General features: G+C 64.4%; 28 protein-coding genes and 1 pseudogene. 14 read left to right on the forward strand and 15 right to left on the reverse strand.

What is annotated here, in order from left to right:
* Positions 1-18 precede the first annotated feature (18 nt).
* Positions 19-1,050, forward strand: coding sequence for an L-idonate 5-dehydrogenase (locus tag YUA_RS0142135; protein ID WP_027536031.1), 1,032 nt, complete (start codon positions 19-21; stop codon positions 1,048-1,050).
* 88 nt (positions 1,051-1,138) lie between these two features.
* Here YUA_RS0142135 and YUA_RS46715 read toward each other — a convergent pair.
* Positions 1,139-1,576, reverse strand: a pseudogene (locus tag YUA_RS46715) (DUF2380 domain-containing protein); the annotation flags it as partial.
* Between the two features lie 187 nt (positions 1,577-1,763).
* On the opposite strand from YUA_RS46715, the gene YUA_RS0142145 reads away from it, so the two are divergent.
* Positions 1,764-3,149 carry a HAMP domain-containing sensor histidine kinase gene (locus YUA_RS0142145; protein WP_027536032.1) on the forward strand — a complete coding sequence of 462 codons (1,386 nt, stop codon included), beginning with the start codon at positions 1,764-1,766 and terminating at the stop codon, positions 3,147-3,149.
* Positions 3,146-3,799 carry a response regulator transcription factor gene (locus tag YUA_RS0142150; RefSeq protein ID WP_027536033.1) on the forward strand — a complete coding sequence of 218 codons (654 nt, stop codon included), beginning with the start codon at positions 3,146-3,148 and terminating at the stop codon, positions 3,797-3,799. The genes YUA_RS0142145 and YUA_RS0142150 overlap by 4 nt, the downstream gene beginning before the upstream one ends.
* 18 nt (positions 3,800-3,817) lie before the next feature.
* On the opposite strand, the gene YUA_RS0142155 is transcribed toward YUA_RS0142150, so the two are convergent.
* A complete protein-coding gene (locus tag YUA_RS0142155; protein WP_027536034.1) occupies positions 3,818-4,801 on the reverse strand; it encodes a VOC family protein in 984 nt (327 codons plus the stop codon).
* A 142-nt stretch (positions 4,802-4,943) separates the two neighbouring features.
* Here YUA_RS0142155 and YUA_RS0142160 point away from each other — a divergent pair, with 142 nt between their 5' ends.
* A complete protein-coding gene (locus tag YUA_RS0142160; RefSeq protein ID WP_027536035.1) occupies positions 4,944-5,732 on the forward strand; it encodes a DNA-binding transcriptional regulator in 789 nt (262 codons plus the stop codon).
* Between the two features lie 298 nt (positions 5,733-6,030).
* Here the strand turns inward: YUA_RS0142160 and YUA_RS0142170 are convergent, their stop codons facing one another.
* The gene (locus tag YUA_RS0142170) at positions 6,031-6,807 is read right to left on the reverse strand and encodes a TetR/AcrR family transcriptional regulator (protein ID WP_245285399.1); all 777 of its coding nucleotides are present in this window, start codon (positions 6,805-6,807) and stop codon (positions 6,031-6,033) included.
* Between the two features lie 70 nt (positions 6,808-6,877).
* On the opposite strand from YUA_RS0142170, the gene YUA_RS0142175 reads away from it, so the two are divergent.
* Genes YUA_RS0142175 through YUA_RS0142185 form a run of 3 tightly spaced genes read left to right on the forward strand, consistent with a single transcriptional unit; the run spans position 6,878 to position 10,500 of the window.
* Positions 6,878-8,374: a bifunctional 3-(3-hydroxy-phenyl)propionate/3-hydroxycinnamic acid hydroxylase gene (locus tag YUA_RS0142175; protein WP_027536038.1), complete on the forward strand. Its 1,497-nt coding sequence runs from the start codon at positions 6,878-6,880 to the stop codon at positions 8,372-8,374.
* 24 nt (positions 8,375-8,398) lie between these two features.
* Positions 8,399-9,250 (forward strand): fumarylacetoacetate hydrolase family protein, encoded by an 852-nt coding sequence (locus YUA_RS0142180; protein ID WP_027536039.1) that lies wholly within the window; start codon positions 8,399-8,401, stop codon positions 9,248-9,250.
* A gap of 41 nt (positions 9,251-9,291) precedes the next feature.
* Positions 9,292-10,500, forward strand: coding sequence for an ABC transporter substrate-binding protein (locus tag YUA_RS0142185; protein ID WP_027536040.1), 1,209 nt, complete (start codon positions 9,292-9,294; stop codon positions 10,498-10,500).
* Between the two features lie 64 nt (positions 10,501-10,564).
* Here YUA_RS0142185 and YUA_RS0142190 read toward each other — a convergent pair whose 3' ends face one another.
* The 3 genes from YUA_RS0142190 to YUA_RS0142200 form a co-directional block, all read right to left on the reverse strand.
* Positions 10,565-11,407 (reverse strand): hypothetical protein, encoded by an 843-nt coding sequence (locus YUA_RS0142190; protein ID WP_027536041.1) that lies wholly within the window; start codon positions 11,405-11,407, stop codon positions 10,565-10,567.
* Positions 11,408-11,612: 205 nt separating this feature from the next.
* Entirely contained in the window at positions 11,613-12,104 is a 492-nt protein-coding gene (locus YUA_RS0142195) for an SRPBCC family protein (RefSeq protein ID WP_027536042.1), read from the reverse strand.
* Positions 12,104-12,523, reverse strand: coding sequence for a helix-turn-helix transcriptional regulator (locus YUA_RS0142200; protein ID WP_027536043.1), 420 nt, complete (start codon positions 12,521-12,523; stop codon positions 12,104-12,106). The genes YUA_RS0142195 and YUA_RS0142200 overlap by 1 nt, the downstream gene beginning before the upstream one ends.
* A gap of 282 nt (positions 12,524-12,805) precedes the next feature.
* Here YUA_RS0142200 and YUA_RS0142205 point away from each other — a divergent pair, with 282 nt between their 5' ends.
* Entirely contained in the window at positions 12,806-13,861 is a 1,056-nt protein-coding gene (locus tag YUA_RS0142205) for a serine hydrolase (protein ID WP_027536044.1), read from the forward strand.
* Positions 13,862-13,929: 68 nt separating this feature from the next.
* On the opposite strand, the gene YUA_RS0142210 is transcribed toward YUA_RS0142205, so the two are convergent.
* Both YUA_RS0142210 and YUA_RS0142215 read right to left on the reverse strand, forming a co-directional pair.
* On the reverse strand, positions 13,930-14,760 hold the full coding sequence (locus YUA_RS0142210) for an outer membrane protein (RefSeq protein WP_027536045.1): 831 nt from the start codon (positions 14,758-14,760) through the stop codon (positions 13,930-13,932).
* Between the two features lie 273 nt (positions 14,761-15,033).
* Positions 15,034-15,738 carry an SDR family oxidoreductase gene (locus YUA_RS0142215; protein ID WP_027536046.1) on the reverse strand — a complete coding sequence of 235 codons (705 nt, stop codon included), beginning with the start codon at positions 15,736-15,738 and terminating at the stop codon, positions 15,034-15,036.
* 107 nt (positions 15,739-15,845) lie between these two features.
* Between YUA_RS0142215 and YUA_RS0142220 the strand changes: the two genes are divergently transcribed.
* Complete coding sequence (locus tag YUA_RS0142220) at positions 15,846-16,688, forward strand: GNAT family N-acetyltransferase (RefSeq protein WP_027536047.1); 843 nt, start codon at positions 15,846-15,848, stop codon at positions 16,686-16,688.
* A 235-nt stretch (positions 16,689-16,923) separates the two neighbouring features.
* Positions 16,924-17,160 carry a hypothetical protein gene (locus tag YUA_RS0142225; protein ID WP_156947623.1) on the forward strand — a complete coding sequence of 79 codons (237 nt, stop codon included), beginning with the start codon at positions 16,924-16,926 and terminating at the stop codon, positions 17,158-17,160.
* A 25-nt stretch (positions 17,161-17,185) separates the two neighbouring features.
* Here the strand turns inward: YUA_RS0142225 and YUA_RS0142230 are convergent, their stop codons facing one another.
* The 7 genes from YUA_RS0142230 to YUA_RS0142260 all read right to left on the reverse strand — a co-directional run bounded on the left by YUA_RS0142230 (position 17,186) and on the right by YUA_RS0142260 (position 20,815).
* Positions 17,186-17,635, reverse strand: a complete 450-nt coding sequence (locus YUA_RS0142230) for a hypothetical protein (RefSeq protein ID WP_027536049.1) — start codon at positions 17,633-17,635, stop codon at positions 17,186-17,188.
* A gap of 157 nt (positions 17,636-17,792) precedes the next feature.
* Positions 17,793-18,083, reverse strand: coding sequence for a hypothetical protein (locus YUA_RS0142235; RefSeq protein ID WP_027536050.1), 291 nt, complete (start codon positions 18,081-18,083; stop codon positions 17,793-17,795).
* Positions 18,084-18,103: 20 nt separating this feature from the next.
* The gene (locus YUA_RS0142240) at positions 18,104-18,574 is read right to left on the reverse strand and encodes a minor curlin subunit (protein ID WP_027536051.1); all 471 of its coding nucleotides are present in this window, start codon (positions 18,572-18,574) and stop codon (positions 18,104-18,106) included.
* Between the two features lie 54 nt (positions 18,575-18,628).
* Complete coding sequence (locus tag YUA_RS46720; protein ID WP_027536052.1) at positions 18,629-19,039, reverse strand: curlin; 411 nt, start codon at positions 19,037-19,039, stop codon at positions 18,629-18,631.
* A 44-nt stretch (positions 19,040-19,083) separates the two neighbouring features.
* Positions 19,084-19,476: a curlin gene (locus tag YUA_RS0142250; protein WP_027536053.1), complete on the reverse strand. Its 393-nt coding sequence runs from the start codon at positions 19,474-19,476 to the stop codon at positions 19,084-19,086.
* A gap of 120 nt (positions 19,477-19,596) precedes the next feature.
* Entirely contained in the window at positions 19,597-19,989 is a 393-nt protein-coding gene (locus YUA_RS0142255; RefSeq protein WP_027536054.1) for a hypothetical protein, read from the reverse strand.
* A gap of 166 nt (positions 19,990-20,155) precedes the next feature.
* Positions 20,156-20,815 carry a response regulator transcription factor gene (locus tag YUA_RS0142260; RefSeq protein WP_027536055.1) on the reverse strand — a complete coding sequence of 220 codons (660 nt, stop codon included), beginning with the start codon at positions 20,813-20,815 and terminating at the stop codon, positions 20,156-20,158.
* A 591-nt stretch (positions 20,816-21,406) separates the two neighbouring features.
* Between YUA_RS0142260 and YUA_RS0142265 the strand changes: the two genes are divergently transcribed.
* The 4 genes from YUA_RS0142265 to YUA_RS0142280 are packed head-to-tail and all read left to right on the forward strand — an operon-like array spanning position 21,407 to position 25,138.
* The gene (locus YUA_RS0142265) at positions 21,407-22,837 is read left to right on the forward strand and encodes an efflux RND transporter periplasmic adaptor subunit (RefSeq protein WP_027536056.1); all 1,431 of its coding nucleotides are present in this window, start codon (positions 21,407-21,409) and stop codon (positions 22,835-22,837) included.
* Positions 22,834-23,559 carry an ABC transporter ATP-binding protein gene (locus tag YUA_RS0142270; protein ID WP_027536057.1) on the forward strand — a complete coding sequence of 242 codons (726 nt, stop codon included), beginning with the start codon at positions 22,834-22,836 and terminating at the stop codon, positions 23,557-23,559. The genes YUA_RS0142265 and YUA_RS0142270 overlap by 4 nt, the downstream gene beginning before the upstream one ends.
* Positions 23,556-24,779, forward strand: coding sequence for an ABC transporter permease (locus YUA_RS0142275; RefSeq protein ID WP_027536058.1), 1,224 nt, complete (start codon positions 23,556-23,558; stop codon positions 24,777-24,779). Before YUA_RS0142270 ends, YUA_RS0142275 begins: the two co-directional genes overlap by 4 nt.
* A gap of 53 nt (positions 24,780-24,832) precedes the next feature.
* Positions 24,833-25,138 (forward strand): response regulator transcription factor, encoded by a 306-nt coding sequence (locus YUA_RS0142280; protein ID WP_035973158.1) that lies wholly within the window; start codon positions 24,833-24,835, stop codon positions 25,136-25,138.
* Positions 25,139-25,627 lie beyond the last annotated feature (489 nt).

The following is a 25,627-nucleotide window of genomic DNA, read 5'->3' on the forward strand; positions in this document are numbered from 1 at the left end:
GAAACAGGGAACGAGACCATGCGCGCCGTCGTCATCCACGCCCCCAAGGATCTGCGGATCGACAATTATCCCGATCCTGCGCCCGCCCCGGGCGAGGTCCGCGTCAAGATCGCCAATGGCGGTATCTGCGGCTCCGACCTGCACTACTACCATCACGGCGGCTTCGGCGTCGTCCGCATCCAGCAGCCGATGGCGCTGGGGCATGAGATCGCCGGCGTGGTCGCAGCCGTCGGTGACGGCGTCACCGGCGTGAAGGCCGGCACCCGCGTCGCGGTCAATCCGAGCAAGCCGTGCGGCCAGTGCCTGCATTGCCAGGACGGCATGCGCAACCAGTGCCTCGACATGCGCTTCCTCGGCAGCGCGATGCGTTTTCCCCATGTGCAAGGCGGCTTTCGCGAGTTCATCACGGTCGATGCGACTCAAGCCGTGCCGATCTCCGACAAGCTCTCCCTGGCGGAAGCCGCGGTCGCCGAGCCGCTCGCGGTGTGTCTGCATGCCGGCAAGCAGGCCGGCCCCCTTCTCGGCAAGCGCGTTCTGATCACCGGCTGCGGCCCGATCGGCGCGCTGATGATTTTGGTCTCGCGCTTCGGCGGCGCATCCGAAATCGTGGTGACCGATGTGGCTGATGCGCCGCTGGCAGTCGCCAGGAAGCTTGGCGCCACGCACGCGATCAATGTCGCGACCAATGCCACCGCGCTCGATCCCTGGCGCGCCGGCAAGGGCGTGTTCGATACGCTGTTCGAAGCTTCCGGCAACCAGGCAGCGCTCCGCACCGCGCTCGACGTACTGCGGCCGGGCGCAACGCTGGTTCAGCTCGGCCTCGGCGGGGAGATGACGCTGCCGATCAATTCCATCGTCGCCAAGGAATTGCAGCTCCGCGGCACCTTCCGCTTCGACCCCGAGTTTGAGCTGGCGGTGCGGCTGATGGGCGAAGGCCTGATCGACGTCAAGCCGCTGATCACGGCGACCATGTCGTTCGAGAACGCGGTCGCCGCCTTCGAGCTTGCCAGCGACCGCTCGCAGTCGATGAAGGTGCAGCTGACGTTCTAAAGCATGATCCGGAAAAGTGTGCAGCGGTTTTCCGAAAAGATCATGCTCAAACAATAACCTAAAGCGCGACGATGTTCATCGCGCTTTAGGGCTGCGCCAGCGCGGCCATGACCTCGCGGGAGACGAAGATCTCGGCACGCTCCCAAGACTCGTCGTTATCGCCGCGGAAGGTGTAGAGCTTGTCCATCACGACCTTTTTGGCGCCGACGTCGATCACCGCGACCTTGGCCCATTGCACCAGCGTGCTGGTCTTCTGGATGCCGCCGATGACCTTGAACGCCGCCCCCTCCTGCACGGACGGCAGAAGCCGGTAGCGCGGGTCGGCGGCGATGTCGCGCCGGAGCGCGACCATGAACGCCTGCAGCCGCCGCTCATGGGCGCCGGTCTGGTCGGTGGGCTCGGCCGATGTATCGGTGTAGCTGAAGTCATCGAGCGCAATGGCGGTGGTTTCAGTGGCTATGGCCCGGCCATCCAGCCCGACGCTGAGAAGAACAAGGAAAGACAGCAACGACAGGGTACGGCGCATGACAGCCCTCGCGTGACGGAAAGACCGCAAGCTAGACGGACGCTTCGTGCACCGCAGCCATGGCTGTCCCGGCCGGCACCGGGAAAATTTCACGACGTTGCACCGCAGTATGGGTGCCGCTTTGCGCCGCTCACATTCTGCCCTTTAATGCGGGAGCGACAATTCCGTTCGCGCCAGGTGCCCACCGATGTGGAACCGCCCGAGATTCGATCTCAAGGTCCGCCTGACCTTGCGCGTGGCTGCCATATCGGCCGCCTGCTTCGCCGCGATCTCCGCCTATTTCCTGATCACGGCCGACCGCGCGGCCCATGCCCGCATCGACGGCATCGCCGCCATCGTGGCGAAGACGCTGGAGCTGCAACAGGGCAAGGTCCTGTGGGCGGCGAGCCCCCGCTCGGATTTTCCCAACCTCGACCCCGTTTCAGCCTATGTGATGACGCCCGGCCTGTGCCTGGCCTTCCGCGGCACGAGCGGCGAGATGCTCCAGCGCTTCTGTAGCGGCGCACCAATCCCGGAGGACCCGCCGCCGCAAATCTTCACGGCGTTCTACCACAGCCTGTTCGACCCCGGCCGCGAGGCCGCACGACCCGTGATCCTGCGCGGTACGAAGCTCGGCGAGGCCGTGGTCTCGGTCGATCCGGCCGTGCAGACGGCGGAGGCCTGGCACGAGGCCGGCCGCCTGATGCTCGCGCTTGCGATCGCCCTGCCGCTGTTGTGCGTCCTGGTCTATGCCGCACTGGCCCGCGCACTGCGCCCCACCCACATGATCCGCGCCGGCCTCGAGCGGATCGCCGCCAACGACCTCACCGCGCGGCTGCCGCCGTTCGATCTCGCCGAGCTGTCGGCGGTTCGCGATGTCTTCAACCATCTCGCCGAAAGCCTCGACACTGCGCTTGCCGAGCGCGCCGAGCTGACCCGGAAACTGATCGCGCTTCAGGACGAGGAGCGCCGCCATCTCGCCCGCGAACTGCACGACGAGTTCGGCCAGTCGCTCGCCGCCATCCGCGCGCTCGCCTCCTCCGCGCGCCAGACCGCCGCACAGGACTGCCCCTCCTTGCTTGGCGAGTGCGACGGCATCGCACGGACCGCAACCGGCATGATGGAGACGCTGCGCGGCACGCTGTTCCGGCTGCGGCCGCCTGACGTCGAGGAGCTCGGTCTCGTCGCCAGCCTCGAAGGTCTCGTCGCCGGCTGGAATGGACGCAGCCGCGGTGAAACCCGTTTTTCGATCCGCTTCGACGGCACGTTCGAGACCGTGCCGGCCACGATCAGTGCCAACCTCTATCGCATCGTGCAGGAAGCGCTCACCAACGCCGCCAAGCATGCCGATGCCACGAAGGTAAACCTCGAACTGACGATGCATGCCGACGAGATTGCGCTCGCGATCGACGATGACGGACGATCGCACGATCCCGCGGCGAAATCCGGAATGGGCCTGCTCGGCATGCGCGAGCGCGTCGCAGCCCTGCGCGGCCGTCTGAGTTTTGAGGCCGGGCCCGCTGGCGGCTCCGCGCTGCGCGTCGTCATTCCGCTCGCCGCCGCCAATCCGCAAGCGCTGGAGCACGCGGCATGACCGCGACCATTCTGCTGGTCGATGATCATTCCGTCGTCCGCGAAGGCTATCGCTCCGTGCTCGAGAAGCAGCCGGGCCTGCGCGTCATCGCCGAAGCCGGCGACGGCGCCGAGGCCTATCGCCTCTACAAGTCCAAGGCGCCCGACCTCGTCATCATGGATCTCAGCATGCCCGGCATCGGCGGCGTCGAGGCCGTCAGGCGCATCAGGCAATGGGACAAGGCGGCAAAGATCCTCGTCTTTACCATGCATGAGAACGCCGGTTTTGCCGTGCAGGCGATCCGCGCCGGTGCGAGGGGTTACGTCACCAAGACCAGCCCACCGGAGACACTGGTGCGCGCGGTGATGGACGTGCTCGCCGGCAAGATCGCGATCAGCCCGGATATCGACCACGAGCTTGCGCTGAGCCGGATCAGCGGCGAGAGCTCGGCCGCTGATGTCCTCACGCCGCGCGAGTTCGAGGTGCTGCGGCTGCTGCTCGCCGAGAACACGACGGAGGAGATCGCCGAGACGCTGCACGTTAGCCCGAAGACGGTGGCTAACCTGCATTCGCTGATCAAGGACAAGCTCGGCGTCGGCTCGGACATCGAGCTGGTCCGGCTGGCGCTGCGCCAGGGAATTTTGACGCAGCTCGATCTCGGGGAGGCTTGAGGCGCGTGACCCCGCGGATCATTCGCGCGTGATGACGGAGTCCAGCCACGCGCAGTTCAGCGGCGGCAGGCGCGGATCGGCAACGCGGACGCCGCGGGCCGCCGCATCCATCCGCATATCGCGCAGGCGCTTGCGCTGCTCTTCCGGCATGTTGAGCCGCTCATGGCCCCATAGCGACGGGCCGTCAAAGGTCTCGTGCGGCTGCCAGGTCTGGGGATCGATGATGCGCCCGCCCCAGCCATATTCGATGAAGAAGCCGGACGGCGTGTTCACATAGAACGAGGTCATGTGGTCGTTGGTGTGCCGGCCCAGCGTGTAGACGACACGGCCGTCTTCGAGCTGCGCGAGGTCATAGCCCTGACCGACATCGTCGAGACTGCCGAGCTCCACCATGAAATGATGCAGCGCTTTCCGTCCCGATCCCACCATTGCAAAGGAGTGATGGCGGCCGTTTACGTGGAAGAAATACAGCCCGTAAGGCTTCAGGCCGAAATCGGAGACGTGGAAGCCGAGCACGTCGCGATAGAATGGCAGCAGCGGCTCGACATCCTCCACATTGAGCACGACATGCCCCATGCCAAGCGCGCCGGTGCGAAAGCCCGAGATCGGCCGGCCTGGGCTGAACGGCTCGCTTGCAAGCTCGGGCCGGCAGAAGGCCTCCAACCGATTGCCGGCGGGGTCCGCAAACGTGATCAGCTCCGCCACGTGCCGTTCATCGGCCAGCGCGCGCGAGCCGCGCGTCACCTTGACGCCGTGGCTCTCCAGCCGCCCTGCGAGCTGGTCCAGCTCAGCGCTCGACGGAACCTCCCAGCCCATCACCGCAAGGCCGGCATCGCTGCTGCCGTCGACGATCAGGCGCTGCTTGCGATCGTCCATGCGAAAGGCGCGCATCTTGCCGCCGCGATCGACCTGCTGCATGCCGAGCAGCCCGGTCGCCATCCGGCCCCACTGGTCGAGCTGTGATGAGTTGATCCCGATATAGCCGAGCGCGGTGATTTCCATCGACGTTCTCCCAAAGGTACCCGCTGCACTGCGGCGAACTTGATACCGGTCGCGCACGATCCTACGGTGACGTCCCGCAATCGCGTCGCGTTCGCAAAGACGATAATCGCGAGGCCGGAAGCCACAAGGGAGGAAATACGAAGTGTCCAAGGAGCGGACGCGGAACGGCCAGCCGCGGCAGTCGGAGGGCGTCCGCGCCTTCAAACGCGGGCTGGACGTGCTGCAGGAGGTCAACCGCTCCGGCGGCATCCGCGCCGGCGACGTCGCCCGCGCGCTCGACCTGCCCCGCCCGACCGTCTACCGGCTGCTCGAAACGCTGGAGGAACTCGGCTATGTCGCCCGTAGCGCCAGCGACGACCGCTTTCGCGTCACCCGGCTCGCCCTCAGCCTCGGCGATGGCTACGACCCCGGCGTGCTGATCTGCCAGGCGGCCGCGCCTTATCTTGCCGAGCTCAGCAAGACGCTGGTCTGGCCGGTCGATCTCTCCACCTACGAGAACGCCGCGATGGTGGTGCAGGAGACCACCCATTCGCGCAGCCCGCTCTCGATTGATCGCGGCATGATCGGAAAACGCCTGCCGATGCTGCGGACCTCGGCCGGCCGCGCCTATCTCGCCACCTGCCCCGCGCGCGAACGCGACCTCATCGTCAGCCATCTCCGCCGCATCGACGAGGCCGACGACCGCCCCTTCCTCGACCAGCGCCGCCTCGACCAGATGATCACCGAGACGGCCGCGCGCGGCTACGCGATCCGCAGCGAGGGCGAATACAATCCGAAGACTGCCTCGATCGCCGTCCCGATCGTTCGCAACGAGATCGTATTCGGTTGCATTTCGATCATCTGGATCAGAACCGCGCTCGCAATCGACAAGGCGATCGCCGACTTTGCCGCGCCATTGCGCGACGCGGCCGCCGCCATCCCGGTCGAATGAGACTAATGGCTCCGCGCGGACGATGATCTTTGCGCCTGAGCGGACGCGTCGAATACGGCGCGACATTGCGGGCTGAGCCGGTCGAGCTGAGCCGCCATGCAGTCTCGGATTTGAGCGCGATTGGGAACGTAGGCGGAGCAAAGACGCATCGCGTCGCCCATGCAGGCCTGGCGCTGCTCAGTTTCGCTCGGACCGGCCTGAGCAAAGGCTGGCGTGATCGTGGCGCTCAACAGAAGGAAGGCGACGCGGAAATTCATGAATGCTCTCACTCTCAGGTTGGATTGTCGGCAAGGCGGACTCACCGGGGTTTGACGCTTCGATCGGACGGTGGAAGGTGAAGGAACGTCGTCACCGTGGTCTCGATCAGGAGCGCACTCGACGCCTCGACGTCGATGTCGGGGGCAAGCCGTTTGAGCAGCACGGGAGCCGCCGGAGGCTGATTTAGCGCGGCGTTGAGGAGCGCAAAGAACAGCGCCGGATGACTGCTGCGGATGATGCCTGCTTCAATGCCGGCCACGAAGAGCTCTCGAACGGTCTCATAGGCCGGGCGCAGCAGTCGTTCGGTCACGAGCAGAGCGCGCTCCGGCGCCTCCGCACCGTGCCGGACGACAAAGTCCCTGACATCCGGATGCTCAGCATAGAAAGCGCCGATTGCCACGATGACGTCGCGCAGCCGAGCGCCGAGCGGGCGGCTGGGCTCGGCCGCGATCGCGCGAATGCTGGCCATGGCAGGGATCGCCATCGCCACGATTTGCGCGAGACAGGCCTCCCACAACGCCGCCTTGTGGCCGAAATGAACGCGAACCAGGTTGGGGCTGACCTGGGCCGCGGCGGCCACGCTGCGGAGATCGGCGCCGTCAAAACCGTGGCTGGCGAATGCGCTGGTGGCGGCAGCCAGCAGCGCCTGCCGGCCGTCCGGCATGTCTTTGCTTCGGCGGCCCTTCGGCCGAGAGGGCGGTGCCTTTTGCCTTTTCGTCGTGGCGATCATCGCCTTTCCTCGTATATGTTCAATCGTACATATAATGACCACGCAGGATTGGCAAGAGGTTTCGTTCGCCCGCACGGCGGCCGACATCCGTCCGCTGGGCGGACACTTGGGACGCCGGCGTTGAAGAGCGGGGCATGGCTGGGAGAGAGATAGCGCCATGCAGAATAAATCCGCCCCCGAGGAGTTTGACGTCGTGATCGTCGGCCGCGGCCCGGTCGGCGCCACGCTCGCCAATCTGCTCGGCCTCTGCGGCGTGCGGACGCTGGTGCTGGAGCGCGAGGCGCGGACCTATCATCTGCCGCGCGCGGTGCATTTCGACGACGAATGCATGCGGGTGTTCCAGACCATTGGCTTGGCGGACGCCATCCTGCCGCATGTCATCCTCAGCCCCGGCATGCTCTTCCTCGATGCCAACGGCAAAATGCTGCTGGACTGGTCGCGGCCACAGACGCTGACGCCGATGGGCTGGAATCTCAGCTACCGCTTCCACCAGCCCGACCTGGAGGATGTGCTGATCAGCGGCCTCGCACGCTGGCCCCACGTCAGCTTGCGCAGCCGATGCGATGTGTTCGCGCTCGATCAGGACGGGACCGGCGTGCGCGTGCGCTACGAGGACCTCTCCAACGGCAAGCTCAGCGAGGTCCGCGCCGGCTACGTGATCGGCTGCGACGGCGCGCGTTCGCTCGTGCGCCGCTTCATCGGCTCGGGGATGGACGATCTCGGCTTCCACGAGCGCTGGCTGGTGATCGACGTGCTGCTCAAGCGCGCGCGCGACGATCTCGGCGATTACAGCCTCCAGCACTGCGATCCCCGGCGGCCTGCGACCTACGTCCGTGGCACCGGGACGCGACGGCGCTGGGAGATTACGGTCCTTCCGAACGAGGATTCGAACGAAGTCGCACAGCCGGCAAAGGTCTGGGAGCTGCTGTCGCGCTGGATCACGCCTGACGACGCCGAGCTCGAGCGCGCCGCGGTCTACACCTTTCATTCCGTCATCGCGCAGCAATGGCGCAACGGCCGGCTACTGCTTGCCGGCGATTCCGCGCACCAGACCCCGCCCTTCCTCGGCCAGGGCATGTGCGCCGGCATCCGCGATGCCGCCAACCTCGCCTGGAAGCTCGCGAGCATCATTCGCGACGGTGCGGCAATCGATCTGCTCGACACCTATCAGAGCGAACGCCAACCGCATGTGCGCGAGTTCATCGAGCTTGCCATTCGCCTCGGCGGCGTCATCAACACCAAGGCGATCGAAGCGGGCCTCGCCGCCGGGCAAGCGCGTGAAAATGCGCCCGTGAAGCTGGAGGTGAAAAAGCCCCTGCTCGGCCCCGGGCTCGCGCTCGGCGACCTGCCGCTCGCCGGACATCTCGCGCCGCAGTTCATGCTGAATGACGGCAGTCGCGGCGACGAGGGGATCGGCTACGGCCATGTCCTCCTCGTCGGGAGCGCAAAGCGTCTCGCTCTCTCGCAGCCCGGGATCAAACTCCTGACCAGCGACGAGGCCGAAGGCATCGGACCCTGGCTGCGCGAGCACGGCATTACCGCGGCGCTGGTTCGCCCCGACCGTTACATCTGCGGCACCGCCCGCAACGATGCCGAGCTCGACCGGCTCATCGCCGCCATCACACCTCCAACCCACGTGCCGTCCGCGGCCTGATCGAACAAGTCTCGAGGATATCTCATGAAGCTGCTCTCTTTCATCGCCGACGGCCGCGCCTCCTTCGGGGCCGTCAAGGACAACGGCGTGGTCGATCTCGGCACGCGCATGGCGCCCTGCGCCACGCTGCGGCAGTTGCTCGAAGCGGGTCGCGTGGCCGAGGCGGCAAAGCTGGTCGCCTCCACGGCGCCAGATCATCCGCTCGACAAGATCAGCTTCGCGCCGGTCGTCCCCGATCCCGGCAAGATCATCTGCGTCGGCCTCAACTACCGCGACCACGTCGCCGAGACCGGCCGCACCGTCACCGAGAAGCCGGCGCTGTTCGTCCGTTTCCCCTGCAGCCAGGTCGGCCATCTCCAGCCCATGGTGAAGCCGAATGTCAGCGACGATTTCGATTACGAAGGCGAACTCGCGCTGGTCATCGGCAAGGAAGGCCGCCACATTCCCGCGAGCCGCGCGCTCGACCACATCGCCGGCTATGCCTGCTACAACGAAGGCAGCATCCGCGACTGGCAGCGCCACACCAGCCAGTTCCTCTCCGGCAAGACGTTTGCGGAGAGCGGCAGCTTTGGCCCATGGCTGGTGACGGCGGACGAGATCCCCGATCCGTCGAAGCTGACCTTGCAGACGCGCCTGAACGGCACCGTCGTGCAGGACACCACGACGGATCTCCTGATCACCGCGATCCCTGAGCTGATCGCCTACATTTCGACGATCTGCCCGCTCGTCCCCGGTGATGTCATTGTCACGGGCACGCCCGGCGGTGTCGGCGCCAAGCGCACGCCGCCGCTGTGGATGCGCCCCGGCGACACGGTCGAGGTCGAAATCTCCGGTATCGGCATTTTGCGCAACAAGGTCATCGCCGAACAGGCGTGACCACGAGCACGAACCCATCAACGATAAAATCAGGAAACGCCATGGCCAATCTCCGCATGACATCCACTGCCATCCTGCTGATCACGCTGGCGCTCGCGGGCGCCGCGAGCGCCGAGATCAAGGGCGGTGCCGTCCGCATCGGCGTCCTCACCGACATGAACGGCATTTTCGCAACCGCGATGGGCCCGGGCTCGGTCGAGGCGGCGCGGATGGCGGCGGAGGAGTTCGGCGGCAAGATCAACGGCAAGCCGATCGAGATCCTGCAGGCCGATCACCAGAACAAGCCGGACCTTGCGGCATCGCTCGCGCGAAAATGGTTCAGCGACGGCGTGCAGGCGATTGCGGACGGCGGCAGCTCGGGCGCGGCGCTCGCCGTGCAGGAGCTCGTGCGCGGCAACGGAAAAATCTTCCTCGTCTCCGGCGCCGGTGCCAACCAGTTGACCGATGACGCCTGCGCGCCCAGCAGCGTGCAGTGGACCCAGGACGCCTACTCCACGGCGACAGCCGTGGTCTCCGGTATCATGCGGACCAGCAAGGAGCCCTGGTTCTTCATCACCGGCGACTACGCCTTCGGACATTCGATCGAGGCGACCGCACGCGACCGTATCGCGGCGCTCGGCGGCAAGGTGGCCGGCGGCGTCAAGGCTCAGCTCGGCACGCCCGATTACAGCTCCTTCCTGCTGCAGGCGCAGTCCTCGGGCGCAAAGATCCTCGCGATCAATGTCGCCGGCGACAACGCTACCGCGATCAAGCAGGCGGAGGAATTCGGCCTTGCCGACCAGGGCATCAAGATCGTGCCGATGTCGTTCCAGAACGTCGATATCGAGGCGGTCGGCCTCAAGGCCACGCGCGGCGATCTCATCGTCACCTCGTTCTTCGAGGACGTCTCGCCGGCGGCCCGAAAGTTCTCCGATGCGTTCTATGCCCGCCGCAAGGCGATGCCGTCCCAGATCCAGGCCGGCGTCTATTCCGCCGTGCGCCACTACCTGCAAGCGGTGAAGGACACCGACTCGGATGACAGCGCCACCGTGATGGCCAAGATGAAGGCGACGCCGGTGTCGGACGCCTACACGACGAACGGCCGCATTCGCGAGGACCAACGCATGGTGCATGATCTCTATCTGGCGCAGGTCAAAACGCCCGAAGAGTCCAAGGGGCCGTGGGACTTCGTCAAGCTGGTCGCGACCATCCCGCCAGACCAGGCCTTCCGCCCGCTCGACCGCAGCAAGTGCGGCCTGGTCGGCAAATAGAGCGTTTTCAAGCGAAGTGGATACCGGTTCGCGTTAAGAAAACGCGTCAAAAAAGAGTCTACCTTCAGGCCAGATAGCGCGTGAGATAGCCTTCCATGGCGTAGAGCGCGCAGAGCGCGAGGCTCGACCAGACGGCGGCGCTGAAATACAGGAACATCCAGGTCAGTTCGCCCTTCCAATGCGCGATGTCGTGGGTCACCACCCAACGCGTCGAGACGTCATGCAGGCCTTCGAGGAAGCCGAGGAACCTGCCGCCCTCTTTATGCCCCGCCCGCCAGCGGCTGAGATACATCGGCACGTCGACGGTGACGAGGAAGGCGAGGAAGCACGCGATGCCGATGATGCCGGCGATCAGTGCCCAGCGCACCGGTCCCTGGAATTCCGGCATCAGGCGGCACAGCGCAATGCCGGCAAGGAAGAATGTCACCGCCCACAGCGAGTTCTCGATCGCATTGAAGAGGAAGTTGGTGGTCACCACCGCGTACCAGGAGAAGCACTCCGCGATGACGATGATCGGCACGATCACGAGCGCGATGTTCACCGCGGTCTCCCCGCCTGTCATGTGGCCGAGCTGATGCAGGATGATCGCCCATTGCGCGACGAAGCAGAGCTCGGCCACGGTCGCGACGGTGCGACCGACGAACACGCTCGACAGCCAGGTATCGAACAGGCATATGCGCTGCACGTCGGCGCGCGGCAGCACCGAGCGGAAGGCGCAGCCGAACACATAGCCCGCGCAAAGCAGGAACATCAGCCCGATATCCGAGCCGCCGCCGACGCTGCCGGCCACGGTCGGATAGAACTCGCGGTACAGCATGAACCAGACGAGGATGTTCGTTGCGCTGACAAGCGTCAGAGAGCCCCACCACCACGCGAGGGGATTTGACCGTGCCTGCCACTGCAACATGAATCGCTCCGCCGTAGTCAATATGACATCCAACGGTAGCAATTCTGTCATAAATCTGCGGGCCGGCGCGACAAAAATCTACGTGACGGCGCTGTCATAATTCGCCTGCGCGCTGTCATATTTGCGAAGGCGACTACGCTTCCACGTGTCCCCGAGCCTATTCCGGGGGCACCACTTCGAGGGCCCCCGGGGAATCATGCGGGGCTTATTTCTTCAGTCCACCGACATAGGCCGCCAGCTTGTCCAGCGTCTGGTAGCCGTATTCGACGGCGCCAAAGCCGATCATGCCGTCGCGCTGCTCGGTGCTCGCTGCCAGCTGCCGCATCATCAGCACGGTCTTGCCGTTGCTCTGCTCGGCAAAGGTGATGGTGAAGCGGAACATGCCGGGATCGTCGTCCTGGTCGACGCCATGATCCATCTCCATGAAGGACGGCCGCTCGATGCGGCGGAAACGCATGCGGTTCGGATAGATGGTGCCGTCGGGGCCGATCATGTTGAAGCGCCAGACGCCGCCGACACGCACGTCGATCTCGAAGGTCTCGATTTTGAATCCCTTCGGCCCGAACCATTGCGGCAGATGTTTTGGGTCGGACCACGCCTCGAACACCAGATCGCGCGGCGCGTCGATCACGCGCGACATCACGATCTCGCGGTCGATCGACCATTGCGACAGGGCAGCGTTGGCAGAACTCGTCATTACTCGGCACCTTTCCGTTTACTTGTTTTGTTGGTCGTCTTGTCAGCCGTCTTGTCAGACGTCTTGGACGGCCGCTTGGCGGCCGCCCTCTCCTTCTTGAGCTTGATCACGTAAGCCTCGAAGCGGTCGAGCCGCGCTTCCCAGATCGCGCGCTGGTGCTGGAACCAGTCTTCCGCACCGACGAGCGCATCGGGGCTGAGGCGACAGGTGCGCACGCGGCCGGATTTCTCCGACTGCACGAGCCCACTGAGCTCCAGCACATGGATGTGCTTCATGAAGCTTGGCAGCGCCATGTCGAAGGGGTCGGCGAGTTCGCCGACCGAGGCCTCGCCGGCGCACAGCCGCATCACGATCGCCCGCCGCGTGGGGTCGGCAAGGGCTGCAAAAACCTGGTCGAGCTGGGATAATTGGTTAGCCATGGAGCTAACTATAGGCGCGACCACGAACGGCGTCAATGATTGTTAGCTCGTGAGCTAAGTATTTTTTCGAGGCTGATATGGAACCCACAACGCGCAATCGTGAATTGGACGCTGCACCCGTCTCGCTAAGATGGTCTCCGGGGGCGCACCGCATCGTTGTCAGATCACGTGCCGCCTGTTGTCATCTCCCCGCAAATCACAAGGCGATCCCTCGCCCGCGCCGCGCTTGTTCCCTTTGCGGCCGCGCTGGCCGGACCTCGCCGCGCGTCAGCAGATTCCGACATGATCGCGCAGATGCGCGATATCGTCGCCAACGAGCTCGCGCCGACGGCGACGCCGGAGCATCCGGGCGGCCTCGCCGCCGCGCTCTATGCCGGCCGCGATGTCGAATTCTTCACCTACGGCTTCGCGGACGAAGCCACGCGAAATCCCGTAACGCAGGACACGCTGTTCAACCTCGCCTCTTTAAGAAAACCGTTCGAGGCGACGCTGGTGGCGCTCGGCACGCTCCGCGGCGAACTGCGGCTCGACGATCCCCTGCCGAAATATCTGCCGGAGCTCACTGGCGAATACATCCGCCGCGTCACCGTCGGCGAGCTCGCCACGCACACCTCTGGCCTCTTGTTGCCGACCGATCATCCGCCCTGGCCGAACGACTCCTACTCTCAGGCGCAATTCATCGCGATGCTCAACGCCTGGACCCCGCCCGCGGACGTCGCGCCCGGCAAGCAGCGCATCTACAGTCATGCCGCTTACGTGCTGCTCCAGCTCGTGCTCGAGCGCTGCTATCGCACGCCGATCGAAAGGCTGATCGAGAGCCGCGTGCTCACGCCGCTCGGCATGCATGCGACGTTCCTTCCCGAACGCGGGCCTGATAACCGCGCGCACATGGACGACGCCGTCATGCGGCGCGTGGCGCAGGGCTATTCCGACCAGGGCAGCGCGATCGGCCCGATCGGCAACCAGCAGAGCTACTTCGATTTCCCCGGCACCGGCCAGATGCTCTCGTCCGCGCGGGATCTTGCGACATTCGTCGCGGCCTCCGTCGACGGCCGCGCGCTCGATCCGCATTTGCGCGAGGCGCTGCGAATGACACAGCGCGAAAGTTTCCGCGTCGACCAAAGGTTCGGCCAGGCCATGGCCTGGGAGACCGTGCACCTTCCCGGCGTCACAATCGTCGACAAGCCGGGCGGCCTCAACAACGCGTCGGGTTACATCGGCCTCTTACCGGCCCACCGGATCGGCATCGTGCTGCTCGCCAATCGCGGCGAATATCCGCACGAGATCGCGCGTTACAAGATCTTGCCTACGCTGGCCAAGCTCGTAGCCTCGCACTGAACCTGCCAACCAAAGCAGAAAGCCCCAGTTGAGCCGGGGCTTTCCACACCAGATTCGGAACGGGATGCTCAGTACCTGGCGACGACCGGTCCGCCGAACTTGTAGTTCACGCCGACGCGCACGATGTTCGACTTGAGGTCGACCGAGTGGGTGTAGACGTTGGTGGGGAAGGCGCCAAAGCCCACGGTATTGAGATTTGTGCTGGTCGTCGTGGCGCGGCCGAGATCGACATAGAGATATTCCGCCTTGAGCGACCACCCGCCACCGAAGGCGTATTCGCTGCCGACGCCGGCAGTCCAGCCGACCCGCGTATCGCGGATTGCGGCCGACTCAGTCGCCGCGGAGAACGTGTCGGTGAAGTTGAAGTTGCCCTTCACCTCGGCGATCGCGGCACCGCCGGTGGCGTAGACCAGCCAGGTCGGTGCAGCAAGGAAGCCGATGCGGCCGCGGATGGTCGCAAGCCAGTCGGCCGACACCGACGACGACACCGTGAAGCCGGTCGGCGCGCAGCAGGGATAAAGCGCCGAGCCGGTGGCGCTGCCCTTGAAGCCGAAATAATTGATGTCGCCCTCCAGGCCGAGCACGGCGCTGTTGACCTGCCAATTGTAGCCGGCGGTAAAGCCGCCGGTCACGCTCGAGCTGTTGGCGTGCTGGATCCCGATCGCGTTGATGGCCGGCACGCTGCTGCTGGCGAAATATCCGGCCGGATCAAATACGGTCGAGGTGCGCGGATCGGAGCTGCCCCATTGTCCGCCGACATTGGCGCCGACATAGAATCCGGTCCAGTTGTAGCCGGCCGCCATCATCGGCGCCTTGGTGTAGTGTGCCGCGAGGTCGGCGGCCTGCACGGACGCGGTGCCCAAAACAACCATCGCTGCCGCCAGCAAAAACTTCTTCATTGCAGTCTCCTTGCCCCACGCGATCGAAACGCGCGTTTCCGAATGCGCCGGCCAAGTGTTTCCGGCAAGGGCTAGGCATAGGCGGCACCCCGCTTGGCGTCTTGGGCTGCCGCGAAGTTCGCTGGGACTGTGACGTAGCGTGCGCGCGAGTTCATACGAACCGATGACGGGTGTGACCAAAGGGCCACGCATCATCCTTGATCGGCGACGGGCGATGCAGGGCCGTGTCGCGCCACGACAAGATCGCGAGAGCGCGACTCGAATGGGCCCACCTCAGACCGAGCGCGTCAGCCCGCCGTCGACGCGGATGTTCTGGCCGGTGATGTAGGCCGCGCCGTCGGATGCAAGGAACGATACCGTCGCCGCGATCTCCTCGACCTTGCCGTAGCGCTTCATCGGCACGCTGTCGCGGCGCGCATCTAGCTGCGGCAGGCTGTCGATCCAGCCGGGCAGCACGTTGTTCATGCGGATGTTGTCGGCCGCATGGGTGTCGGTGAAGATTTTGGTGAAGGCGGCAAGGCCCGCGCGGAACACCGCCGAAGTCGGAAACATCGCGCTCGGCTCGAACGCCCAGGCGGTCGAGATGTTGATGATGGTGCCGCCCTTCTGCGCTTGCATCACCGGCGTCACCAGCCGGGTCGGACGGATCACGTTCAGCAAATACGTGTCGAGGCCTGTGTGCCATTGCTCGTCGGTAATCTCGGTGATTGCCGCGCGCGGGCCGTGGCCGGCGCTGTTGACGAGCACGTCGATGCGTCCCCATTTCGCGAGCGCGCCGTCGACGAGGCGCTTCAGATCGTCATTGGACTTGTTCGAGCCGGTCACGCCGAAGCCGCCGAGCTCGACCGCCAGCGCCTCGCCCTTGCCGGAGGACGACAGGACGCCCACGCGAAAGCCGTCGGCCGCGAGCCGCCGCGCGGCCCCTGCCCCCATGCCGCTGCCGCCTGCGGTGACGAGTGCGACCTTCTCTGCTGCCATAACTGGTGATCCCTGTGATAACGTTGAAGCGAACCGAAGGTTAGCCTGTCACCAGGCCTTCTACAGCCAGACTTGCCCGCAGGTCCATCGCCACGAGGCACCACGACATGAGCGATTTGCAGATCCGCAATCTGCGTCCCGAGGAGATCTCCGTCGCGATCGACTGGGCCGCGGCCGAGGGCTGGAATCCCGGCCTGCGCGACGACGCCTGCTTCGCAATCCCGGACGCGCAAGGTTTCTTCGTCGGCGAGATCGGCGGCGAGCCGGTCGCGACCGTCTCCTGCGTCAACTACGACGACCGCTTCGCGTTTCTCGGCTTCTACATCGTGCGCGCAGGCTTTCGTGGGAAAGGCCACGGCCTGCGCATCTGGAACGCCGCGATCGCGCATGCGGGCTCGCGCGTGATCGGCCTCGACGGCGTCGTGGCGCAGCAGGACAATTACAAGAAGTCCGGCTTCCAGCTGGCCTACGCCAATATCCGCTATGGCGGCGCGGTCGCCGCACCACCGAAGCCGCCCGCCGATGTCGTTGCGCTCAACACGATCCCGTTCGCACTTGTGGAAGCCGACGATACAACCGTCTTCCCTGCCCCACGCGCGACCTTCCTGCGCGCCTGGATCAACACGCCCGGACACGTCGGACGCGCGTTGATGCGCGACGGCAAGCTTGCCGCGTGGGGTGTGGTCCGTCCCTGCCGGACAGGCCGCAAGATCGGCCCACTGGTAGCCGATCACCGCGCCGCCGCCGACGCCATCGTGCAGGCTCTGCTGGCCAGTCCCGGAAGCAGCGAGATTGTGCTCGACATCCCCGCGGTGAACGGCGATGCTATTGCGCTTGCGGAATCCCTTGGTCTGAAGCCGACATTCGAAACGGCGCGAATGTACACTGGACCGATCCCGTCACTGCGGCTCGACCGCGTGTTCGGCGTAACCAGTTTTGAACTCGGCTAGTATCGCCTCTGAAATTAGGTCCGCGCCGGCTTGAAAATTGTAATCTGTTTCACGTCCCCGCTGCGGAGCGACGTGTATTCGTGTTCGATCCGCCGATTTTGCCGGACGGCTCGATCATCATTTTTCTGACCATCGATGTTTCATGCGAGAGGATTTCATGCCCGAAGCCAGAAGCAAGGCTCGCCCTTCTCAACCTACGGCCCATGATCTGCAGCGTCCCGGGATCGCCGCTGCGTTGCTGCTCGCCGTCGTGACGGCCTTGGGGCTGAACACAGTCGTTTCGGCGCCAGCGCTGCGCGAGGCCGCCGAGGCGGAGCTCGCGCGCATCATTGCGGATGAGGATCGGGATGTCTGCGGCCAGTTCGGGCTGCGCCCGGGGACGACCTCTTTTGCGGCTTGCAGCCGCGAGCTCGCGAACGTCAGGCAGAAACAATCCGACCGCGACCAGGCGGCCGCGGCAGGAATCTTGTAATGCATTCTGGAATGAGCTGCCCTGCTCAGTAGCAGCGCATGATGTTGACGGTGTGCTCGCCGCCACCGCGGCCGGGCACCGTCACCTGCTCCGTCGGGCAGCTCGGCACATAGGGCCGGTCGGACGGCACGACGTTCGGCGGGAAGCGATGCGCCCAGTCCCAGGGAACGTCGTAGGTGTAGGTATAGCGCACGTCGTTGGTGACGGGCTGCCCGGCGTCGGCGAACGGCGGGCTGTAGCCTGCGCTGTCGTTGAAGAATCCGCCTCCACCTGGCCAATAGACAAATGAACTGTTCCGACGGTGAAACCGCGCGCCGGGCGCGATCGGCGGACGCGCCACAGCCGGCGGCGCGGCTGCAGTCACCATGCCATGCGGGGCGCCGCCGCCCGGTCGTGCAAAACTGTCGCTGGGGCTAAGGAGCAGCGCGGCTGCGCTGAGCGAGGCGAGCAAGGCCCCATTTGATCTGGACATCATGATACGCACCAACTCGTTTGGCTTCGCGAATAGCGGCTCCCCATCGCACGCTAGGCCGGGCTGTCGCCCACCCGCAAACGTATAATTAATTGTTGGTTAAGGCACGGGATTAACGGGGAACCGGGTGCGGCAGAACGCCCGGAAGATGGCGCTCGCGCTAGTGGCCCTGCTGCTTTCGCAGCCAATCCAGCATGTCCTGCGCATTTCCCGTGCCTTGCGACACGATGGCGGTATTGCCACCGCTACGGCGATAGACCGTGGTGCGGCCCGGCTCCTTGTCGATCTTGACCTCGGCCTGCGCCGGATCGCCACTCTGCGTGATGACCGCTGTCCCATTTTCGTCCTGGACCACAGTGGTGTGGCCGTCACCGGTCTCCCCGGCCCCGGCCGGCGCCATCGCAATTGCGGTCATGAGGGTCATTCCGGATGCGAGCAGGAGGAATTTCATGTCACACCTCTTCGTCTCGATCATCGTCCGAACTGGAAGATGGCCAGCCAGTTGAAACGTCCGAACTGCCTGACAGCTCCCGTGTTCATGTCACCGACCTGGAGCAGCAGCGCATTGGTCGAATTGCCGACCTGGGTGATGTCGGCGATGTTGCTCACGCCCGATTGTCCGATCAGCGCATTGGTCGTGCTCCCGACCTGAATCACATCGACATAGTTGCGCGTCCCGTTCTGGACAATCGTCGCATCGACCGTGCCCGTCCCGATCTCGATGACTCGCGCGATATTGATGCGGCTGTTCTCGACGATCGTGACCGGCTGCGGATTATTGCCGAACTCCACGACCGTCTCGATGCTCACGTTTCCGTTGGTCCAGGCACGCACAAGCCCACCAACGGCTGGCGATGGCCTGGATCCCGCGGATGCCTCGGACGCAACGCTGGTGACGGCGGACAACACCGCCAACGCCAGGAACTCTCTACCATATCTCATCACCCTGCCTCATCAACACGTCACATCTCTGGCGACGGCGAGTTCGTGCGCAGCTCAGGGACTGGTCTGGTTCACCGTCGAGGAGTTGACCGTGCCGAACTGCGCGATCGCCCCCGTATTCATGCTGCCGAGCTGAGACAGGAGGCTCGTCGCCGACTGGCCGGTCTGGCCGACAAAGGCAAAATTGTTCACGCCAGCCTGCCCGACCGACGCCGATGTCGTCCCGCCGAATTGCAGCACGCCGACCGCATTGTTGGTGCCGTTCTGGGCCACGGTCGCACTGGTGTTGCCGCCAACCTGGAATATGCCGACCATGTTGAGCGAGCTGCTCTGGTTCACGACAACGGGGGGCCCGTTGACCGAGACGATCGTCTTGATGTCGGCGCCCTGCGCCCGCGCGGGGCCGTTCGCGGCGAAACAGGAGACGAGAACCACTGTCGCAACGACCAGAAGATGCTTGTTCATCATATGCCTCCACAATATTTGCCGAGTCACCACACGATCTCAGGTCACGGAGCCTGCTGCAGAATCGTGGAGCCGTTCAGAATGCCAAGCTGGGATACCCCGGCGGCGTTGTTCAAACCAATCTGGCCAATCAAGCTCGTGTTGGCGCCTCCGACTTGGCCAGCCGTAGCGATATTGGTCGCGGTAGGCGTCGTGCCGCCTTGTCCAATCGTCACTGAATTGACCGAAGAGAATGAACCGAGTTGCACGCTCGATGCCTGGTTGAAGGCCCCGAATTGCAGCGTCGTCGCAGTGTTGTTCACCGGGCCGGTCTGCGTTGTGGACGAGAGATTTGTCGTACCGAATTGCAACACGCTGATCGTGTTGGCGGCTTCGGCATCGACAGAAGCCAACGCGCTGAGCATGGCTGCTGTTGCGAGTAGATAGTTGATCCGCATGTGAGTTCCTCCGCTAGGAGCAGCTATTCGATCCGCCACTCCACCAAGAAGCCTGGTCGTTGGCCATTGGAACATAACTCTGGGTACGCGGCGCGCGCGCACCCAGAGGTACGGGGCTGGTTAGTGCTGCGTGATGGTGCTGAGGTTGAGGCCGCCACCGAGCTGCCCGACGCCAGCGGAGTTGTTCGGCGCGAAGCCGAGGAGCGTGGACTGGCTGATCGAGCTCGTGTTGTTGCCGGTGGCAACCTGCCCAGTGGTGGCCGCGTTGCCAAGGACGCCAATCTGGGTCACCGAGCTGGCATTGTTGAGAGACGGAGAGGTCGTGCCCTGCATGGTGCTCGCGCTGTTCACGATGCCGAGTTGGAACGTGGTCGAGGAGTCATTCACGTGGCCCTGCTGGTTCACGGTGGAGCCGTTTGCTGCGCCGATTTGCACGGTGGTCGCGGTGTTGGCGGCCTGGGCCGCGGAGGACAGAGCGAACACGGCGACGGAAGCGAGGAGCAATTTACGCATGGAGTATCCCTTTCTTGCTAAGTTGCTGAGCAGTTTGCAGATGCCGTCTTGGAGGAGGCCGACATCGTAGGGATAACTCTGAACCGATCGAGCTCCGTGCGACAGACTGCAGTTCATGCTAGTCGCTACGGACTAGACGTCGTGCTGACTCGCGCCGCCGACAGCGCTAGATCAGCGGCTGTCCGGCGCCGGTCCGCATCGTCTCGGCTTCGAGACCCATGCTGTCGATCAATCGCACCACTTCGATCGGCGAACGCAGCTCCAGCTTTCGCAACATCCTGGCGCGATGCACCTTCGCGGTCACCTCGCTGACGCCAAGTTTCGCCGCGATCTGCTTGGCGACGAGCCCCTCCGCCATCAGCAGCATGATCTCCCGTTCGCGAGCGGTCAGCGTTTCGACCCGAAGACGCGCCTCACGCACCACGTCTTCGCGCTCTATCCGGTTGCGATCGCGCTCGATGCCGTGCCTGATGGCATCGAGGATTTCCTGCTCGCGAAACGGCTTTGGCAGAAACTCGATCGCGCCAAGCTTCATCGCCTCGACCGAGACACGCACGTCCGGGTGGCCGCTGATGAAGACGATCGGAATCGGCACGCCCGATCTAGCCAACCTGCGCTGGAGCTCGAGCCCGGTCGGCGACGTCCCGGGAAAGCGGACATCGAGCACGAGGCATGACGGTCCGTCGGAAAGACTCTCCTCGAGGAACTCGTCCGTCGAGGCAAACAGCCTCACCTGATGTCCTGTCTCCTCGCAGAGGCTGCCAATCGCGTTTCGTATCTGGATTTCGTCGTCAACAACATAAACTGTGGCTTGAATTGAACTCATTGCAATACACTCCCGGACTTGGCGCTCGATGATCCAGCAACGAGCCATCCATTGTTCTTGCAATCGATAACAAGGTGCTTGAAAGCATGCGCGATGACCGCGCGAATCTCATCGGTCCGCAGCTCTCACGTCTTAAGGCCAACAGCCCTTTGATACGAGTGAAGGCGTTCACATATCGGGTTTCGTGATTGAAAGGGCTCGATGCCGCCACAGGCGGCATCACGGCGCGATACCATGTCAAGGATGTGACAGTCCGGCGCTGCCGCCGTGATATCGCCCTCTGCGTCATGGCTCGCCATCCATGCGCCAACGCGAACGCCGATCGCCCGCAAAACAGACGCGACGTTCAGTCAGCTGTCGAGTTTCGATACGCGCGCATCTTTTTGAATACGCCCGGTATGCGTTCCGCGCAAATCACGAAAGGTCGCAGCCGCCAGATTTTACTTCTGGATCATGGAGCGCACCCGTCCGTCACCCCAAGATCAACGACATACTGCCGAGACAACGATATTTAATCTGACGAAATACAACCGTAGCGAGCTATCGGGCATTTCCGCCAACATTGTCATTTCAAAAGGGCGGGTTTTTGATATGCGATTTGTGCCAGTCATTGTCCTGTTTGGAACTGTGTGCGGCCTCGCCACCATCTACGGCGCGGCACCGGATGTCGTTGCGGGTGCTGCCGGGAGCGCCGCGGACGGCGCCAGTCGTGCCTACGAGTCGACGAAGCAGTTCCTCAAGCCCGCCGGCGGCGAGACTCCGACCTTCGGGTCGGACGCCCCCGTATTCCGCTACGCCGCGATCCAGCGCGGCAGCATCGAGCAGACCGTCACGGTCACCGGCGCTCTTCAGCCCGTCAAGACGATCGAGGTCGGCTCGCAACTGTCGGGGCAACTCGCGCGTGTCTATGTCGACTTCAACGACACCGTCAGCAAGGACCAGCCGCTTGCCCTGATCGATCCCCGCAGCTTCGCGGCCAAGGTCGACGAGGCCAAGGCGGCGCTGGCGGTTTCCGACTCCCTGGTCGACATCGAGCGGGCCAAGCTCGATCGCGCCAGGATCGACCTGCAGAACGCCAAGGGCAGCAGGGACGTACTCGCCGCCAAGCTCGACAGCGCGCAGGCGGTCAAGGCGTCGGCACAGAAGACCCTGCAACGCAAGTTGGCACTGCAGTCGCAGAATGTCGTGGCGACGTCGACGGTCGACGACGCCCAGACGGAGTTCGCGGCCCGCGTAGCCCAGGAGCGCGAGGCAGAGGTGATGATGTCCCTCAATACCTACTCGGTGGATGGCGCGCTGGCCGACGTCCGCCGGATCGAGGCCGAGCTGGACCAGGCAAGGATGGCGGTGCCGGAAAAAGCCGCCGTCCTTGCGGCAGCCCAGGCCGATCTGGACCGCACCGTGATCCGTTCGCCGATCGACGGCGTCGTGGTCGGCCGGTTCGTCAACGAAGGCCAGACGCTCGCGGTCGGCCTCGAGTCCCGCACCACCTTCGTGGTTGCCCATCGCCTCGAGGACATGGAGATCCACGCGCAGGTCGACGAAGCGGATATCGGACGCATCGCGCCGGGCCAGCGCGCTCACTTCACGGTCGATGCCTATCCCGACCGCCGCTTCGAGGCGGCGGTACGGCAGGTGCGCAAGGCTCCGCAAAACCAGCAGCACGTGGTCACCTATACCGTCGTCCTGTCGACTTCCAATCTCGACGGTGCGCTGCTGCCCGGAATGACTGCCCTGGTCAAGATTGTGATCGAGCAGCAGGACAACGTGCTGAAAGTGCCGCTGGCCGCGCTGCGCTTCCAGCCTTCGGGCGCGCGGGCAGACGCGGTCCCCGGACGCAGCGGCGTCTGGCTGCGCACCGCCAGCGGCGCACTTCAGCGGATCCCCGTGACAGTCGGCGCGGCGGGCACCGAACAGGTCGCGCTCAAGAGCGGAGAGCTCGTCGAGGGCAGCCAGGTCGCCGTCGGACAGGCGATCCGGCCGGCCGGCATGGAATTTCTCGGCATCAGGTTCGGATCATGACAGACGCCCTGCCCCTCATCAGCCTCCGATCCGTCGGCAGGACCTACCGCGCAGGCGGGATCGCGGTCGCAGCGGTGCGCAATGTCAGCTTCGACATCGAGCGAGGCGAGATCCTCGCCGTCATGGGACCGTCCGGTTCCGGCAAGTCCACCTTGATGAACATGATCGGGTTGCTCGACCTCCCGAGCGAGGGCGTGATCTATCTCGAGGGGACGAATGTCGCCGACCTTTCGGAAGACCGCAGGTCGACGTTGCGGGCCCGCAGCATCGGCTTCGTGTTCCAGTCCTACAATCTGCTCGCGCGCCACAACGCGATCGAAAACGTCGCCCTGCCGCTGGTCTATTGTGGCGTCGGCCACAAGGAGCGCCTCGCGCGTGCCGAGGAGAGCCTGGCGGCGGTCGGCATGGTGCACCGGGCGCATCACTTTCCACGACAGCTGTCAGGCGGTGAGCAGCAGCGCATCGCGATCGCGCGCGCACTGATCGCCTCTCCGCTGATCGTTCTCGCGGACGAACCGACCGGCGCACTCGATAGCCGCACCGGCGCCGAGATCCTGGCGCTGTTTGCCGCACTCAACCAGCGCGGCCAGACCATCGTGATGATCACGCACGATCCGCGCATCGCGACCCAGTGCCGGCGCACGATCCGCCTGCATGACGGCGAGATCGTCAGCGACGAGACGGTGGCGGCGTTGCTACCCAGACGGAGCATTGGGTCATGACGATGCTTCAGGGCTTCCGGATCGCTCTGCACGCCTTGCGCCTCAACCCGTTGCGCAGCTTCCTGACCATGCTCGGCATTGTGATCGGCGTTGCGTCGATCGTGACGGTTTTTGCGATCGGCGCCGGCGCGCAGTTGCGGCTCCAGGAGCAGATCCGCTCGATCGGCGCCAACGTGCTGATGATCATGCCCGGCGCAGTCTACCAGGGCGGGGTCCGTCTCAAGGAAGGCAGCAAGCTGACGATGACCGAAAGCGACGTGCAGGCCATCCTCGAGCAGATTCCGGAAATCCAGGCCGCGGCCGGATCGATCGCCGGAACGGCGCAAGTCATCCACGAGGGCAAGAACTGGAACACGACGATCAACGGCACGACGACCGGGCACTTCATGGTGCGGGATTGGCAGCTTTCCTCCGGACGCTACTTTTCCAACACCGAGGAAGCCGCCGCCGGAAAAGTCGTGATCCTCGGAAGCACGGTTGCGCGCGAGCTGTTCGCGCCGGGCGACGATCCCATTGGCGCGCAGATCAGGATCATGAAGGTCCCCCTCGAAGTGGTCGGCGTGCTCGATCGCAAGGGCCCCGCGCAGGATGATGTCGCCTTCGTCCCCCTCACCACGGCCAAGCTCCGCTTCCTCGGCAGCGCGAGCAACATCAACCGGGATTCAGTCGCCTACATCATTGCGAAGGTGGCCGCCGACGGTCAGATGACCGGGGCGCGATCGGAAATCGAAAGCCTGCTGCGGCAACGGCACCGGATCGTTGCGGGTCAGGAAGACGACTTCAAGGTCCAGGATCCGGCCGCGGCGATGGAAGCGCAGCAGGGGGCGATCCGCACTGTGGCGCTTCTGCTCGTCGCCATCGCCTCGGTCTCGCTGCTTGTTGGCGGCATCAGCATCATGAACGTCATGATCGTATCGGTGACCGAGCGCACCCGGGAAATTGGCATCCGCCGGGCGCTCGGCGGGCGCATGCGCGATATTCGTCTCCAGTTTCTCTGCGAAGCGCTCGTGCTCTGCCTGCTCGGCGGTGCCATCGGCGTCCTCGGCGGCGTCACACTGTCGATGACGGTCGCGCGCATGGCCGGCTGGATCACGTCGATCGACAGCGAAGCAATTGCCCTGGCCCTCGCCTTTTCAATCGCGACCGGCCTCATCTTTGGTTTCTATCCTGCACACAAGGCGTCCAAGCTCAGTCCGATCGAGGCGCTCAAGACGGAGTGAGTACATGCTGGGTTGGCCACGACATCAAACCACAGGCCAGGGAGGAGCAAGTCATGAGCCCGGATCCAAAAGATTTGATTACGCCGACGCCGCGCGAGCGCGAGCTGATGATGCTCATCGCGCGTGGACTACAGAACAAGAACATCGCCTACGAGCTCAAGATCTCGGAGAACACGGTGCGGGCGCATATCGGCAACATCATGCGCAAATATCGCCTCCATAACCGAACCCAGATCGCGATCATCTTCGCGCTCCAGGCGGCACCGCCATCGCTACGTCGCGACCTCGCCAATGCCGAAGGCTATCCGGCTGCGACGAAGCCCGCACAAAATCCAGGGGTGCTGACCTCGCCGGAATGACGACCGGCCCGCCAGCTTGCGACCTGGCCAAGACCGGACTGCCAAATGTTTTTTGACAATTAGAGTTTGAGAATTTTTAGAGTTTGAGAATTTTGTTTCGACCCCTGAACCCTGCGAACTACAATCCCTTGCGTTGCCTGACAGGCAAAACACGCTAGGCGTGGGGCAATGCCCGCGGCCAAAAATATTCCACTTTACCGAAATTCGGAAACGGCGTATGCATCACCTCACTCCGGCCCAAGGAAGAGGGGCGTATCGCGATCGTCACGAACGCGGGCCGGATTGCGGTGGATGTGGGTCACGTCGGCGCGAAGGCTTCGCAGGGCGGGCAACCGTGAGCGGACGCGTCGCGCGCACGACCGGTGTGATCTGCGTACGGCAAAATCGTGTGGTCCTGACGCCCGGGGTCTGTGCGTCAAGGCTCGTGGTGATGCGTGTGGCTCGACCGGGCCCTCGTATCGGTCATCTGCGAGACGACGGGGGCAATAG

The organism is Bradyrhizobium sp. WSM3983 (assembly GCF_000473045.1).
In the GTDB taxonomy this organism is placed as follows: Bacteria; Pseudomonadota; Alphaproteobacteria; order Rhizobiales; family Xanthobacteraceae; genus Bradyrhizobium.